The sequence below is a fragment of the Anaerolineae bacterium genome, assembly GCA_016931895.1.
Classification (GTDB): Bacteria; Chloroflexota; Anaerolineae; order 4572-78; family J111; genus JAFGNV01.
Genome location: JAFGDY010000153.1, coordinates 1 through 14739, shown reverse-complemented (window position 1 = coordinate 14739; position 14739 = coordinate 1). Strand labels below are relative to the sequence as shown.

Annotated in this window: 12 protein-coding genes; 9 read left to right on the top strand and 3 right to left on the bottom strand. The window is 56.7% G+C overall.

Translation table 11 applies throughout. The annotated features are described in order from the left end of the window. Window positions 1-229: 229 nt before the first annotated feature. The 9 genes from JW953_11635 to JW953_11595 all read left to right on the top strand — a co-directional run bounded on the left by JW953_11635 (window position 230) and on the right by JW953_11595 (window position 11760). Window positions 230-2221: a glycosyltransferase family 39 protein gene (locus JW953_11635; protein ID MBN1993342.1), complete on the top strand. Its 1992-nt coding sequence runs from the start codon at window positions 230-232 to the stop codon at window positions 2219-2221. Between the two features lie 33 nt (window positions 2222-2254). Beyond that, complete coding sequence (locus JW953_11630; GenBank protein MBN1993341.1) at window positions 2255-3319, top strand: flippase-like domain-containing protein; 1065 nt, start codon at window positions 2255-2257, stop codon at window positions 3317-3319. Window positions 3320-3321: 2 nt separating this feature from the next. Then, a complete protein-coding gene (locus JW953_11625; GenBank protein ID MBN1993340.1) occupies window positions 3322-4281 on the top strand; it encodes a glycosyltransferase family 2 protein in 960 nt (319 codons plus the stop codon). An 11-nt stretch (window positions 4282-4292) separates the two neighbouring features. Then, window positions 4293-6287: a glycosyltransferase family 39 protein gene (locus JW953_11620; GenBank protein ID MBN1993339.1), complete on the top strand. Its 1995-nt coding sequence runs from the start codon at window positions 4293-4295 to the stop codon at window positions 6285-6287. Between the two features lie 4 nt (window positions 6288-6291). Further along, the gene (gene murJ / locus JW953_11615; protein MBN1993338.1) at window positions 6292-7833 is read left to right on the top strand and encodes a murein biosynthesis integral membrane protein MurJ; all 1542 of its coding nucleotides are present in this window, start codon (window positions 6292-6294) and stop codon (window positions 7831-7833) included. Window positions 7834-7905: 72 nt separating this feature from the next. Continuing rightward, the gene (locus JW953_11610) at window positions 7906-9702 is read left to right on the top strand and encodes a peptide ABC transporter substrate-binding protein (GenBank protein MBN1993337.1); all 1797 of its coding nucleotides are present in this window, start codon (window positions 7906-7908) and stop codon (window positions 9700-9702) included. A 252-nt stretch (window positions 9703-9954) separates the two neighbouring features. After that, window positions 9955-10431 carry a DUF2752 domain-containing protein gene (locus JW953_11605; GenBank protein ID MBN1993336.1) on the top strand — a complete coding sequence of 159 codons (477 nt, stop codon included), beginning with the start codon at window positions 9955-9957 and terminating at the stop codon, window positions 10429-10431. A gap of 47 nt (window positions 10432-10478) precedes the next feature. Then, the gene (locus JW953_11600) at window positions 10479-10745 is read left to right on the top strand and encodes a hypothetical protein (GenBank protein MBN1993335.1); all 267 of its coding nucleotides are present in this window, start codon (window positions 10479-10481) and stop codon (window positions 10743-10745) included. 79 nt (window positions 10746-10824) lie between these two features. Next, window positions 10825-11760 (top strand): DUF1028 domain-containing protein, encoded by a 936-nt coding sequence (locus tag JW953_11595; protein ID MBN1993334.1) that lies wholly within the window; start codon window positions 10825-10827, stop codon window positions 11758-11760. A gap of 15 nt (window positions 11761-11775) precedes the next feature. Here the strand turns inward: JW953_11595 and recR are convergent, their stop codons facing one another. The 3 genes from recR to dnaX all read right to left on the bottom strand — a co-directional run bounded on the left by recR (window position 11776) and on the right by dnaX (window position 14398). Continuing rightward, on the bottom strand, window positions 11776-12387 hold the full coding sequence (recR, locus tag JW953_11590; GenBank protein MBN1993333.1) for a recombination protein RecR: 612 nt from the start codon (window positions 12385-12387) through the stop codon (window positions 11776-11778). A 1-nt stretch (window position 12388) separates the two neighbouring features. Then, window positions 12389-12763, bottom strand: coding sequence for a YbaB/EbfC family nucleoid-associated protein (locus JW953_11585; protein MBN1993332.1), 375 nt, complete (start codon window positions 12761-12763; stop codon window positions 12389-12391). A gap of 69 nt (window positions 12764-12832) precedes the next feature. After that, window positions 12833-14398: a DNA polymerase III subunit gamma/tau gene (dnaX, locus tag JW953_11580; GenBank protein ID MBN1993331.1), complete on the bottom strand. Its 1566-nt coding sequence runs from the start codon at window positions 14396-14398 to the stop codon at window positions 12833-12835. Between the last annotated feature and the right edge of the window lie 341 nt (window positions 14399-14739).

The following is a 14739-nucleotide window of genomic DNA, read 5'->3' as shown; positions in this document are numbered from 1 at the left end:
GTATATCCAAAGCATTGCCCTTGACCCGACAAACAGTCAAATCATTTATATTGCCGGTTCTGCGGGTGTTTTCCGTTCAGATGATGGGGGAAATAGTTGGATCAGACTATGAGATTGGGAACTCTTTGATATAACTACCTCCAATTGGACAAAAATCCAATTGCCAGCCAAAATAGAGCACGAATGTACGAGGGAACAAATTAGCACCCTCCAAAATTCGTGACGTCAAATGACAAACACCAACCCACCAGTCAAAACACAAAACTCTCAACCTCCGCTCTCCTCCCTCTTCTCCCCCCTTCTCCTTGTCGCCTTCTCCCTGGCCCTCACCCTCCACGCCCTGGCCGCCGATAGCCTCTGGGGCGACGAAATCTTCACGGCCACCTTTGCCAACCAATCCGTTGGCGAAGTCATTCGCTGGACGGCCAATGACATTCACCCGCCGCTTTACTACCTGCTGGCCGGCACCTTCGCCCGTCTCACCGTGCCCCTCGGCGTCACCGCCTTACCCACCCAGGTTTCGGATTGGCTCTGGCGATTTCCTTCGGCCATCTTTACGGTTCTCACCGTCGCTGTCACCTATCGTTTAGCGTATCACCTATCACGTGTCACGCATCACGTATCACGTATGCATTACGCCTCACGCTTCATCGCCACGTCTGCCGCCCTGCTCCTCTGCCTGGCTCCCATCGCCGTCAAATACGCTCAAGAAGCCCGCATGCACGCCCTGTTCATGTTCCTCTCCGCTCTCTCCACCTGGCTCTTCTTTCGCGCCCTGGCTCAACCCCGGCAATGGACTCGCTGGCTGGCGTTTGCCCTGGCCACTGCCGCCAATATTTACACCATGTACTTCGGCTTTCTCATTTTGGCGGCTCAGACGGGTTTCCTTTTTTTTCTGATTCTCAAATTGCAAATTACAAATCGCAAATCGCAAATCGCAAATTACAGGTTACAAATTGTTGGTTTTAGCGCCGTTGTTATGGCCGTCTTCCTTCTGTACGCCCCCTGGTGGCCGGTTCTTTTTAATATTTTGCGCAAACGGGCCGCTGTGGGCGCAATTGAGGGCGGAGTAGGCCGGCCCGTAGATTTTATGCGCGGCGTGGTGCAGGCCCTGGGGCCATCGCCGGAGCCGGTGGCCTGGATATTTTTCCTTTTGTTCATCATTGGCCTCATTTTTTTGATTTGGCGCGGCCGCTGGCCGCTGGCCGCTTTTGCCGCCCTCTGGCTGGGGCTGCCCGTCGCGTTGCCCATCTTCTTGGGCGACCCCCGCGCTTTGCAATTTCGTTATGCCTTTGTGTTGCCCGTTTATTTGGTTACGGCGGCCTACGCCGTTTACCAGGTTGGCCGGGCGGCGCATCAATACGCCAACAAGGCGCGGGGCCTCGCTCCCGCCGGCCCTCAAGCAGGCGCAACCAGGCCGCCGCCGGCCAACCTGGTGGTCTTCCTCTTTTGGCTGCTGGCAACCGTCTCTTTTATGGCCACCCTGGACATCTATAACCAAACCAAACCCAATTGGCGCAGCGCCGCCGCTTATCTGGATGCCCACGCCGCGCCCGCCGACATCATTCTGGCCGGCCCGCTCTGGGATGAGGGCCGCTTCATTGGCTACTATTATCGCGGGCAGGCCCAAATTTTGACACCAGCGGCAATGGTGACTAATATTGAGCGTCACGCTGAATCCTTGCGGGCCAACGGCGGGCAGGTGTGGGCCGTCAACCGTTTTGCGCCGGCCGAATCGCCGGCCCTGCAAAATATCACTTTTTCCGGGGTGGCGCTTTCTGAACCGCAGTTGACGGTTTACGAGCCGGCCTTGCTGGCCGCCGCCGCCCTTGACCTGGCCGCCCAAGCCGTAGACGCGGCTTATCCCTGGGCCGCCCAAGCCGAAGCCCAAGGCGTGCTCAACCCCGACCCCCGCACGGCGCAGGCGGCGGCCTTGCGCGCCTGGGGCGATGCCCTGGTAGCGGCGGGCCGGCCGGAAGAGGCTTTGGCCCCTTACCAAACGGCCGTAAATATTTTTCCGGGCTGGGTGGACGGCCTGCTTGCTCTGGCCGAAACCCAAGAATTGCTTGGCAATCTTCCGGCTGCCGTTGCCGCCTACCGCGAAGCCGTTTCGTTTAATTTCAAATGGCAGGGGCCGCCGGCCAACAAAGCCGCAGCTTTGGCCGAGGCCGGTCAGATGGAGCTGGCTTTAGAAAAATATCATCAAATTATCAAGGAATAACGTTCATTCAATTGAATGAATGTTAATATAAAAATGAAGCAAAAAATCGTTAACGCCCTGACCACCCTCAACCATCAACTTCGCCCTGTCATAGAGTTTTCACATCGTCATCGGTCTATCATTCTTAACCTGCTCAAAATAACCGTTAGTGTCGGGCTGCTGGCGTTTATTTTTTACAAAATTGACTTGCCAAAACTTTGGCTGGCCGTACAACAGGCAAACGGGGGATGGCTGGCGGCCGCCCTGGCCATGATGATGCTGGGCGTGGTTATTCGCGCCCGGCGCTGGAAAATACTGCTGGACGCCATTGGGGTAACGGTGTCGTTGGGCGAGTTAACGGCCATTTATTTTATCGGCTTTCTTTTTAACAACCTGCTGCCCAGCGGACTGGGCGGCGACGCGATGCGGATGGTAGAGTTGAACCGGCACAGCAAGCGCGCCTCCGATGCGGTGACCAGTGTTTTGGTAGACCGCTTCCTGGGATTATCCGCGTTGCAGGCCCTGGCCCTGCTGGCCCTGCTCTTTGACTGGGACGCGGTTCCGGCGGTAGTGGCTTACTTTACCGTCGCGATTTTCAGCGGGGGGCTGGTGATGGGTTTTTTGCTCATCAACCGGCCGTTATACCAAACGCTGCAAAAACACCTGGGCTTGTTTCGCCGTTTGACCGGGATAAAAATGGTCGGCAATTTATTTGAGTCGTTCCAGCGTTATACCCTGCCCGCCCTGGCCCGATCATACCTGGTGGCTCTACTGTTCAACGTGTCGCTCATTGCTATGAATGTGTTTATTGGCTTGGCCCTGGGCGCGCGGGCAACGCTGGCTCAATATGCTGTTTTTGTGCCAATTGCCTCCCTGGTTCTGCTGCTGCCCATCAGCGTTGGCGGGCTGGGCGTGCGCGAAGAAACCTACCGCCAACTGTTCAGCCAGGTGGGGGTGCCGGCCGAGATCGCCGTGGCTATGTCATTAACCGTTTACTTTTTGGGCAATGTCTGCACCGGCCTCATCGGCGGGATCATTTACCTGCTGCGCGGGGCGCGGGGCGTGGTTTCGGCCACAACCGAAAGCGGGCCAACCGAAATCATTGACTACCGGGAATAACTATGAACCATATTCAACTAAGCGTGATCCTGCCAATTTACAACGAGGTTGAAAGCATCCCCCACCTGCTGGACGAATTGACCCCCGTGCTGGAATCAACCGGGCGCGCGTTTGAGATCATCTGCATTGACGACGGCAGCACCGACAACAGCTTTGCCGAACTGAGGAAACTCCGCGCCCGCGACGAGCGGGTGCGGCTGATCCGTTTCCGGCGTAACTTTGGACAAACGGCTGCCTTTGCCGCCGGTTTTGACCGGGCGCGGGGGGAGGTGGTGATCACCATGGACGCCGACTTGCAGAACGACCCCGCCGATATTCCCAAACTGCTGGCTAAACTGGATGAAGGTTACGACATTGTCAGCGGCTGGCGGGTCAAACGCTGGCAAGAAGGTTTTTTGCCTCTTCTCACCCGTAAAGCGCCCTCCAAAATAGCCAACTGGCTCATCTCCACCGGCACCGGCATTTACCTGCACGATTACGGCTGCGCCTTAAAACTCTACCGCCGGGAAGTGGTCAAAAATATTAATCTTTACGGCGATCTGCACCGCTTCATCCCGGCCATTGCCAGTTACTACGGCGTCACCATAGCCGAAGTGCCGGTCAATTATCGTTCGCGCCAATACGGGGCCAGCAAGTACGGGCTGGGCCGGGTGACGCGGGTTATTTTGGACCTGCTGGCCATCCGCTTTTTGCTCAGTTACTCCACGCGCCCTATCCAAATTTTTGGGCTGATGGGCCTGTTCAGTTTTAGCCTGGGCGTCATCATTGGCGTTTATTTAACGTTTATGAAACTGGCTTACGGCGAGGCCCTGGCCGAACGGCCCTTATTGTGGTTTGGCATTTTATTGGTGATGGTGGGCGTGCAACTGGTTACTATGGGCCTGCTGGCCGAGATGATCTCTCGCACCTACCACGAAAGCCAGAATAAGCCCATCTATTCGGTGCGCGAAGAACTGGGTTAGCCCGCTCCAGCATGATGACCATCTTCGGCCGGTATCGTTCCATTTTGCCGCTTTTGATCTTGGGGCTGGCGTTTGCCCTCCGTCTTTACCACCTCAATTTTCAAAGCATCTGGTGGGACGAAGGACACAGTATTTTTGTGGCCGCTCACCCGCTTTCGAAAATCCCCACCCTCCCGGCCATGGACGTTCATCCCCCCGCCTATTTTGCCCTGCTGCGCCTGTGGCTCGCCCTGGCCGGTTCCGGCGAATTTGCCCTGCGTTATCTATCGGTGTTCTTTAGCACGCTCACCGTGGCCCTGCTCTGGCGATTTGCGGCCTCGCTGTACCGGCCTTCAGCGCGGCCGGCCCGCGCTCTGGCCGCCTTCCTGGCCGCCCTCTCCCCCATGTACGTGGCCTACGCTCAAGAAGTGCGCAGTTACGCCATGCTGGCCTTTCTGTCCGCGGCCAGCACCTTTACCCTGTGGCGGCTGCTTTCGGCCAATCGCCAAAAAAGCACAGCCTATAACCAACCCAAATTCCTCTTGTTCTATATTCTCTTGACCGCCGCCTGTCTTTACACCCATTACTTCACCGTCTTCCTGCTTATCTTCCATAATCTGGCCTGGTTAGCCTGGCTGGTTTTTGGCCTTGTGCCCAAACTGGGTTTGGGTACAAGTAAATTCACTCCAAAACCGGCCACGTTAAAAATCCGGGCCGGCTATTGGCTGGCCTCCCAGGCCGGCATTCTGCTGCTCTTTACGCCGCAACTGAGCCTGGCCCTGCGCCAGATCGCGGGTTATACCAATCCCAACCTCATCCCTCCCGGCCCGGCGCACTTTATCGGCCGCAGTTGGCAAGCCTACACCACCGGCCTCACCATGGATCCCATACCGGCGCGGTGGGGCATGGCGGGCATCGCCGCCGTGCTGCTGGTTAGCTGGCTCATTGTTTTTGGGGCCAACCGGGCTAAACTTGTCATCCCCTTTCTTTTTTTGACCTCCTGGCTGGCCGTTCCCCTGGCTGCCTACTTTATTGTTTTGCAGCGCCAGCCCTCCTTTGAGCCGCGCTACCTGATACCGGCCACGCCGGCCCTGTTTTTGCTTTTGGCCGTTGGCCTTGGCGCGGGGTCAAGGGTGGCAGGTCAAAAACTGCGTTTTTTATTTTACGGCCTGCTCGCCGTGCCTATCCTTGTTTTTGGCGCCGGCCTGCACAGCTACTACACCAATGAAACTTATTTTAAAGACAACTCCGCCGCCGTAACCGCCTGGCTGGCCGCCGAAACCACGCCCAACGACATCATTTACTTTGACGTGCCCCACCCTTTTCACTATTACCAAAACCGGCTGGCCGCGCCCGCGCGCTATCTTTTTGTTGACATCCATACCGCCGCCGCCGCCCTCACCCGCGAAGCCGCCGGCCGGGACCGGCTCTACTGGGTCACCTGGTTTGGCAGCGACACCGACCCTCGCGGCGTTATCCCTTTTCTGGCCAAAAAATTCGGCCAACAACTGGGCCGGCGCGATTTTAAAGGCTACCGCGTGGAGTGGTTCAGCCTGCCAAAGGCTACCACCGCCTTCAGCCTGCCAACCGACCTCCCCTCCTTCAACGCCACTTTTGGCAACACGCTCCGGCTGGATGGAGCGGCCTACAGCCCCGTTACGGCCGTTAACAACCCGGCCTGGGCCACGCTTCATTTTACCCTGCTGCGGGCCACAGACGTTGATTACAAAGTTTCCCTGCGCTTGCGCGATGAAAACGGGCAAGTGGTGGCCCAACTGGATAAAGACCTGTTGAACGACCGCCACTTTCGCACCTCGGCCTGGCCCATCGCCGACCCGGCCCTGAACCAGGCCCTCAACGTCTACACCCTGCCCCTGGCCCCAGATACACCCCCCGGCTCTTACCGGCTCGAAGTAATCGTCTACAACAGCCAGCCTCCCTATCCCAGCGAAGGCGTTACGGGGCAAATTTCCAGCGATGGAGCAGGAGCAATAGTGGGCCACGTGATCGTAGAGCCTGGAGCATAGGGTGATGTTTTCCAAAACCAGGATTTTCCACCTCATCCGTTCCACGGGCATTTTGATGGCCGCCTTTTTGGCCAATAAAATATTAGCCATTGCCCGGCAAATTGTTATTGCCCAAAGGTTTGGCACCGGCAGCGATTACGACGCCTTTGTGGCCGCCTTCCGCCTGCCCGAAATCCTCTTTATGCTCATTGTGGGCGGCGCGTTGGGCACGGCCTTTATCCCTATTCTCAGCGAGCGGCTCACCCGCCAACCTGCCACCGACCCTGACGGCTGGAGACTGACCAGCAGCGTGTTGAACACCATGCTGCTGGCCGTCACCCTGCTGGCGGCAATGGGCGCGCTGTTTGCCCACCCGTTGGTGCAAACCATCGTTGCCCCCGGTTTTGCCCCGGCGGAGCAATTTCTCACGGCCAGGCTCATGCAGTTGGCCCTGATCTCAACCATCGTCTTTAGCGTCAGCAGCCTAGCGGGCGCGGTCTTGAATACCCGCCAGCACTTTTTTTTGCCCGCCGTTGCCCCCCTCATTTACAACCTGGGCATCATTGGCGGAGCGGTTTATTTAGCGCCCGGCATGGGGGTGTACGGCCTCACCCTGGGCGCGGTGTTGGGGTCAATGGGGCATTTGTTTATCCAACTGCCCGGCCTTATGCGCTACGGCGTAAAATATTATCCGCTGTTCAACTGGAGGGATGCGGATTTGCGGCGAGTCATCAAACTGATGGGGCCGCGCGTATTGAACGTAGCCGTTATTCAAATTAACTTTGTGGTCATCTACCGGCTGGCCTCATTTTTGGGCGAAGGCAGCGTATCGGCCTTAGATTATGGGTGGGACCTCATGCAAATGCCGCAAACCATCATCGGCTCGGCCATTGGCATTGCACTGTTTCCCACTATGTCGGAACTGGCCGCCCGGCGGGATCTTCCCGGCCTGCGCCATACAATGGCCCTGACCTTGCGCATTATCCTGGTTTTGGCCGTTCCGGCCATGGTAGGTTTGATTGTCTTGGGCCGGCCCATTATCCAGGTAATGTTTGAGCGGGGCGAGTTTGGGCCAGATTCAACCGCAGCGGTGTACCAATCCCTTCAATTCTGGGCGTTGGCTCTGCTGGCCCATTGCGCCTTGGAAGTGGTCAACCGCACCTTCTACGCCCAAAAAGACACCCTCACCCCGCTGCTAACTTCACTGGTCAGTATGGTCATTAACCTGGCCCTGGCCCTGGCTTTGTACCAAACCCTCAAGGCCGGCGGTCTGGCCCTTTCTAACGGCGTGGCCGTAACCGTAGAGGTTTTGCTCATGTTGGTCATTGCCCACCGGCGTTTGGGCGGTATCGAGGCGGGCCTCATCCTTAATACGTTGGTTCGTTCCCTACTGGCCGCCGGAACAATGGGCCTGGCCGTGATTGCCCTGATCAACCTGCTGCCCACCCCATCTCCCCTTTTTATGGCTATTGGCGGCGGCGCTTTGGGCCTGGCCGTTTACCTGGTCGCCGGTTTCCTTTTAAAAATTGAAGCGTTCCGTTTGCTCCCCCGGCTGGTAGGTAGATAATTTTGCCCCATGCACATCCGCCGCCTAAATTTGCGCTCCCTTACCCCTGCATTACAATAGACCATTGTGAAAATGAAACTTACCATCCGCCCAAATTGGGGCCGGGCCAAAAAGAATAAACTCTCTGCTGTTGTTCAGGCGCTTATGCTCCTGCCCTGCCTGTTTTTAACCGCCTGCGAGCTGCCCGTTCAACCCGGCGATTCGCCGGCCACGCCGCCGCCTACCGCCACCCTACCGCCCCTGGCCCTGGCCGTAGACGTAAAAGACGACGCCATCATCGTCTCCATCCCGGCCGACCCGCCCAGTTTTAACGCCTACCTGAACAACACCGGCTACGAAGCCCTGATCGGCGAACTGGTCTACGGCGCTTTGGCCGAAATTGGGCCGGACGGCAACTACTACCCCGAGCTGGCCGCCGCCCTGCCCACCCTGGAAAACGGCGGCCTCGGCAATAACGGGCGCACCGTCACCTGGTCGCTGCGCCCCGGCCTCCACTGGAGCGACGGTGAACCCTTCACCTCCGGCGACGTGCGCTTTACCTGGCAGGCCCTGCGCGACAGCGGCATCTGGGCCCCCGGCTTTGACCTGATTGAGAACATTGAAACGCCCGACCCCCTGACCGCCATCGTGCACTACCGCGAATTTTACCCCAACTACCTCATCCAATTTGGCGGCCAGGGCACCGGCGTGCTGCCCGCCCACCACTGCGGCAACCCGGACGAAATGCTGTTTTGGGACTGCAACTTTGAGCCGGTCAGCAGCGGCCCCTTTGTGCTGGCCCAATGGATTCCCGGCGTGCGCTTGACCTTTGAACCAAATCCCCACTACTTCATCCCCGAACGGCCCCTGGCCTCGCAACTGGTGCTGGAAATTGAGCCTGACCCGGACCTGCGCCGCCGCCAACTGGAACGGGGCAATACCCATCTTGACCTCTGGCCCGACGATCCCGAACTGGCCCGCATGGAAAGCAGCGGCAGCATTATTGTTTTTAAAACCGATCCGGCCCGCTTTGTGCTTCGCCTGGTGCCTAACCTAAGCCGGCCGGGCAGCCTTGACTCCGAAATACCCCATCCGGCCCTGGCCGACGCGCGCGTTCGGCAGGCCGTTCGTTACGCCCTTAACGTGGGCCGCCTCAATGAAGAGGCGTTCCAAAACCGGGGGCGGCCCGTGGCCACCGAATTGTTCCAATTTGGCTGCGACATCTCGCCCTACCCCTATGATCCGGGCCTGGCTGCCGCCCTGCTGAACGAAGCCGGATGGGTGCTTGACCCCGGCGAAAACGTGCGGCGCTGCCGGGGCTGCGGCACAGCCGCCGAAGGCGCGCCTTTGACCCTAAAAAGTTACACCTACGTTGAATTTGGCGACGAGTTAGAAACCGCCCACCGCCTGATAAAAGGCATGCTGGCCGAAGTGGGCATTGACCTGCAACGCGAAACGGTTGAGGGCAGCCGCTTGTGGAACACCTGGGCCAACAACGGCCTGGAATTGCGCGGCAACTTTGACCTGGACCTGTGGGACGACGGCTACTACGGGGTTGATCCCACCACGTACCTGACCGACTACTTTGACCCTCGCTCTATCCCCACGCGGGATAACCCGGTGGCCGGGCTTAACGTGAGCCGCTACCGCAACCTGGATTTGATAGATATTTTTGACGCCCTGCACGCGCCCCTGCCCAACAACCGCCGCCGGGTGCTGATCTGCGATCTGGCCGCCGTTTTGCACCAGGACCTGCCCCACATCCCTCTCCTGGCCCTCCCCGATGTATACGCCCTCAACCTGGCCCTGCAAGGCGTGTCGCCCCATATTTATGATACCGTCACCTGGAACGCCGGGGATTGGCATTTACGCTTGCCCCCGCCGGAATAGCGGCGGAACCCCAACCCTAAATTTTCCATTTTTTGCTTGACGATTTACCCGGAGTTATGATATAGTTAAGCAGTTTTGTTTATCTTTCAGCGCTTAAAGGATTGGGACTCAAAGCGTGTTCCTTAAATATGCCAGTATGTCATTTCGGGGAGCGTAGCGACGAGAAATCTTCTCCTGGCCAATGTTAAAGAGATTTCTCGGCCTAACGGCCTCGAAATGAAATTTAAGAAACACCCTCTCAGGTAAGGCCGTATGCTGCAAAATGCATCTTCCCTTCCCTTAATTTCGCAATTAAAAGGTGCCTTCTCTAATCCTATTCTGACCCCTATTTTAGAAAGTCGTGCCATCAGCCTGGCCATTGTTGGTGCCGCCATGTTACATGCCGGGCTGACCATACTGGGATTACCCGGTTGGCCCTGCCCGGCCCAACAGTTGGGCTTCCCCTGTCCGGGCTGTGGCCTATCCCGGGCCATAGCGGTCCTATTGCACGGCCATTGGCAAACCTCGCTTACCCTGCATGCCTTTGCTCCTTTCTTCTTACTGGCGCTAATCACTATCGCCGGCGTGTCTGTTTTACCCGCCTCGCAAAAACATTCGGTTGTCAGCCGGATTGAAATAGTAGAACGTCACACCGGCATTGTGGGTATCTTATTGCTGGGTTTGGTGTTCTATTGGCTAATCCGGTTGTTATTCTTCCGGGAAGCCTTTTTTAATTTAATTATGGGATAACTTCCAATAAAATCACTTTATTTACCAAAAGAAAGGAGTTTTTAAGAATGGCAACTGTTTTAAGTATATTGGCTATAATTGTAGGAATAGGTTCACTTGTTTGTTGGATTATGGTCCTCATCAAGCTGTTTCAAGAAAAGGGAGTGTTGCACGGGATTTTGGGTATTATCTGCGCGCTTTATCCCTTTATTTGGGGCTGGATGAACGTTACCAGGCTAAATATCAAGAACGTGATGATAGTGTGGTCGGTGTGCGTGGTGTTGGGGATTATTCTCAACGGCGCGGCCACTTCTATGACAGCCTCCCAGTTCTAAAACAGCTTTTTGTTGCGCCATTAATTGTTGCCAAACAGTCCATCTATTAAAAGATGGACTGTTTCTTTGACCAAATCTTATGATGAAAAGACGGACTTTAACTCCAGGTAAATTAGCCCACACCTTCTCCATTGTAGCCCGCGACCCCCTCACCGGCGAGATGGGCGTGGCCGTGCAATCCCACTGGTTTTCCGTTGGCCCCTTGGTGCCCTGGGCCGAGGCCGGGGTGGGCGCGATTGCCACGCAGTCGTTAGTGAATATTGCTTATGGGCCGCAGGGTCTTGAATTGCTCAAGCAGGGCAAAACCGCGCCGGAGGTGGTGGCGGAATTAATTACCGCCGACGAAGGCCGGGCAGTGAGGCAATTGGCTGTGCTTGACGCGCAAGGCAATGTGGCCGCCCACACCGGCCAAAAATGCATTGCCGAAGCGGGCCACTACCTGGGCGTCGGCTTTTCAACGCAGGCCAATATGATGCTGAACAACACGGTTTGGCCGGCCATGGCCGCCGCCTTTGCGCAAAGCCGGGAACCGCTGGCCGAAAGGATGGTATGCGCGCTTGAAGCCGCGCAGTCCGCCGGCGGCGACATTCGCGGCAAACAGTCCGCGGCCATAGTGGTAGTGAGAGGCCAAGCTACCGGCCAAATCCGGGCCGACCGGCTCATTGACCTGAGAGTGGAAGACCATCCTGAGCCGGTGCAGGAATTAAAGCGGCTGCTGTTTGTTTTTAGAGCGTATGAATATATGAACAAAGGGGACGAGGCCCTGGAAAAAAGTGACGTAGAGGGGGCGCTACAAGCCTACAGCGCCGCCGAGGCCATGCTGCCCGACAACCTGGAAATGAAATTCTGGCGCGCCGTTTCCCTGGCCAATTCCGGCATGGTGGCCGGGGCGCTGCCCATATTCAAAGAAGTTTTTGCTAAAGATAACCATTGGGCCATTCTTTTACAACGCCTGCCCCGGGCCGGGCTGCTTAAGATCAAAAAAGAGGAACTGGCCCGGATACTGGCCCATTAGCCGGAGCCGAGATTCTCAAATCTCGCTGCGACCACTTAAGGCCCGGCTGAGGGTAATTTCATCGGCATACTCCAGGTCCCCGCCCACCGGCAGCCCGCGCGCCAGCCGGGTAATTTTTATGGTTCCCGCCTGCCCCTGGAATTGGCGGGCAATATACATTGCCGTTGCTTCGCCTTCCAAATTGGGGTTGGTGGCGATGATAAGCTCGCGCACGTTGTCTTTGCTGGCGTGCACGCGGTCAATCAATTCGGCAATCTTTAGATCCTCCGGCCCTATTCCTTCCACCGGCGCAATGGTGCCGTGCAAAACGTGATACAGGCCCTGGTAATCGCGGGTCCGTTCAATGGCCAGCACGTCAAGCGGTTCTTCCACCACGCAAATGAGCGATCGGTCGCGGTGCTCATCGCTGCACACCGGGCAGGGGTCGCTTTCCGCAATATTAAAACATTGAGAGCAAAAGACCACTTTTTCGTGCAACTCACGCAACGCCAGGGCCAGGGCCAGGGCATGCTCCGCCGGGTTGCGCAGCAAATAAAAGGTCAAGCGGGAAGCGGTTTTTGGCCCCACACCCGGCAATCGAGAAAATTCATCAATTAATTTGGTCACAGGGGCAGGTGTAACTTGCATCTCAAAATAATCCCGGGATATTCAGCCCGCCCGTAAAGGCGCTCATCTCGTCGGCGGTTAGATTTTGAACGGCTTCCACCGCTTCGTTGACGGCGGCCATAATCAGGTCTTGCAGCATGTCAACGTCTTCCGGGTCAACCACTTCCGGGTCAATAGTGATGGATTGCAACTTGTAATGCCCGGTCATCACCACGGTGACCACGCCCCCGCCGGCGCTCGCCTCAACCGTTTTTTCGCCAAGAGCCTCCTGGCTCTCCATCATTTGCTGCTGCATGGCCTGCAACTGCCCAGCCAGGCCGCCTTTCATGCCGCCCGGCATATTCATGCCGCCTCCACCCAGGGAAAATCCTTTACCCTTACCTCTTCGTTTGGCCATAAAATCCTCCTATAAAACCATATTCCGCGATACATAAAACGTGATATACCCAAGGGCACACATTACGTTCTATTTAACAATCTTTCCGCCCAATTCCTCGGCTATTTTTAACAATTCCGCTGCGTCTTCATCCGTAGCCTCTTGACTACCCGGTTTTTCCGTTGGCGAAACAGCAGCCTCAACCACAAAACGGACAATCACCGTTTGCCCGGCCACTTGGCTAAAGGTCTCGTTGATGGCCAGTTGGGGTTGAGGTTTTTCAAAACGCTTTTTTAACATCTCGGACGTGACAAAATATATCTCGTTCCCCGACACTTTGGACAAACGGGCCTGGCTGCGCAACGCCTCGGCCATCACTTTGTTCTTTTTCTCAATATCTTGCAACACCCGGTCAAAATACTGCCGCACCGTGTCAATGGTCAGGTCCGCTCGCGGCTCGCCAGTTGCCGCGGCCGGCACGGACTTGGCCGGGGCATCGGCCTTGACCGCGGCCGGCGGAGACGCCGCGGCCGGCGGCGATACTGCCGTTTCCGCCCGCTCACCTGCCGGCGTTGTGGCGGCCACAAAGGCCAACTCCAACGGCAGTTGCGGCACTGCCAGCAGGCTTGATTTAATGTCACCCAACGCCTGGTTGAACAGTGTAGTGGCCCGCACAATAGCTTGGGCGTCGGCTCTGGCGGCCTGGGCCTTAACAGCTTTCAGGGTTTCGTCCGGCAGATTCAGCAGCTCCGCCCCATCACCCAGTTTGGCCAGCATCACGGCCCGCAAGTATTCCACCACTTCGCGGGCCAGTTGGCGGGGGTCTACGCCGTCGTCAATCATCCGGTTGATGATGTCCAGGCCGGTGGACACCGCCTGGTCTACCAGCGCATCCGCCAGGGCGATGACCGCCTGTGAAGTAACCGCCCCCAAAACCGAACGCACCAACTCCAGGGTGATGGTCTCGCTGCCGTAAGCCGCCAGTTGGTCCAACAAACTGATGGCATCCCGCATTGAGCCGCCCGCCTGCCGGGCCATATAGGCCAGGGCTGCCGGTTCAGCCGATAGTCCTTCTTGCTCCACAATATAACTCAGGCGCCCCACAATATCGTCCAATTTGATCCGTTTGAAATCAAAACGCTGGCAGCGCGAGGTGATGGTGGCCGGAATCCGCTCCGGCTCCGTAGTGGCCAGCACAAAAATAACATGGCCGGGCGGCTCTTCCAACGTTTTCAGCAGCGCATTAAAGGCAGAGTTGGAAAGCATGTGGACTTCGTCAATAATGTAAAACTTGATCCGGGCCTGGCCGGGCCGGAAGTTGACCTTCTCCCGCAAATCCCGAATATCGTCCACGCCCGTATTCGAGGCCGCATCAATTTCAATCAAGTCCAACAAATGACCTTTATTAACGGCCAGGCAAATATCACACTCGTTACACGGCCGGGCCGCTATATCACCGGCCCGGCAATTGACGGCTTTGGCCAGCAAGCGGGCCGTAGTTGTTTTGCCCGTGCCCCGCGGCCCGGCAAAAAGATAAGCATGGGCCACGCGTTCCAACTTTAACGCATTGACCAGCGTTTGGGTCACATGCTGCTGCCCAATGACTTCAGCAAAAGTTTGGGAACGCCATTTGCGGTATAAAGCTTGCGCAGCCACTCAATTTCCCTCCAGCTAATATTCCGGGTAGTTTACCATTCAAAACGTAATGCACAAATAACAGCAGGTATTATACTTTCAATCAGATTGATTATACAAAATTCTAGCCTACGCCACAAGAAAACTTGATCTTACCAGTCAACCTTATATTGGCATTATTGCAAACCCAATCCGTTTTTGACAGCAAGCCATACTTTTGCTATCATCGTAGCGGGAATGACGCTATGACAGCGTGGGCCGTTGCTCGTTCAATCAGCCGCCCGGTGCAACAACAATTCGCCCGGGGGTCGTTTGTCGCTCAGACGCTGGCCGTTTTTGAACGCGCCTGCAATCTGGTTACG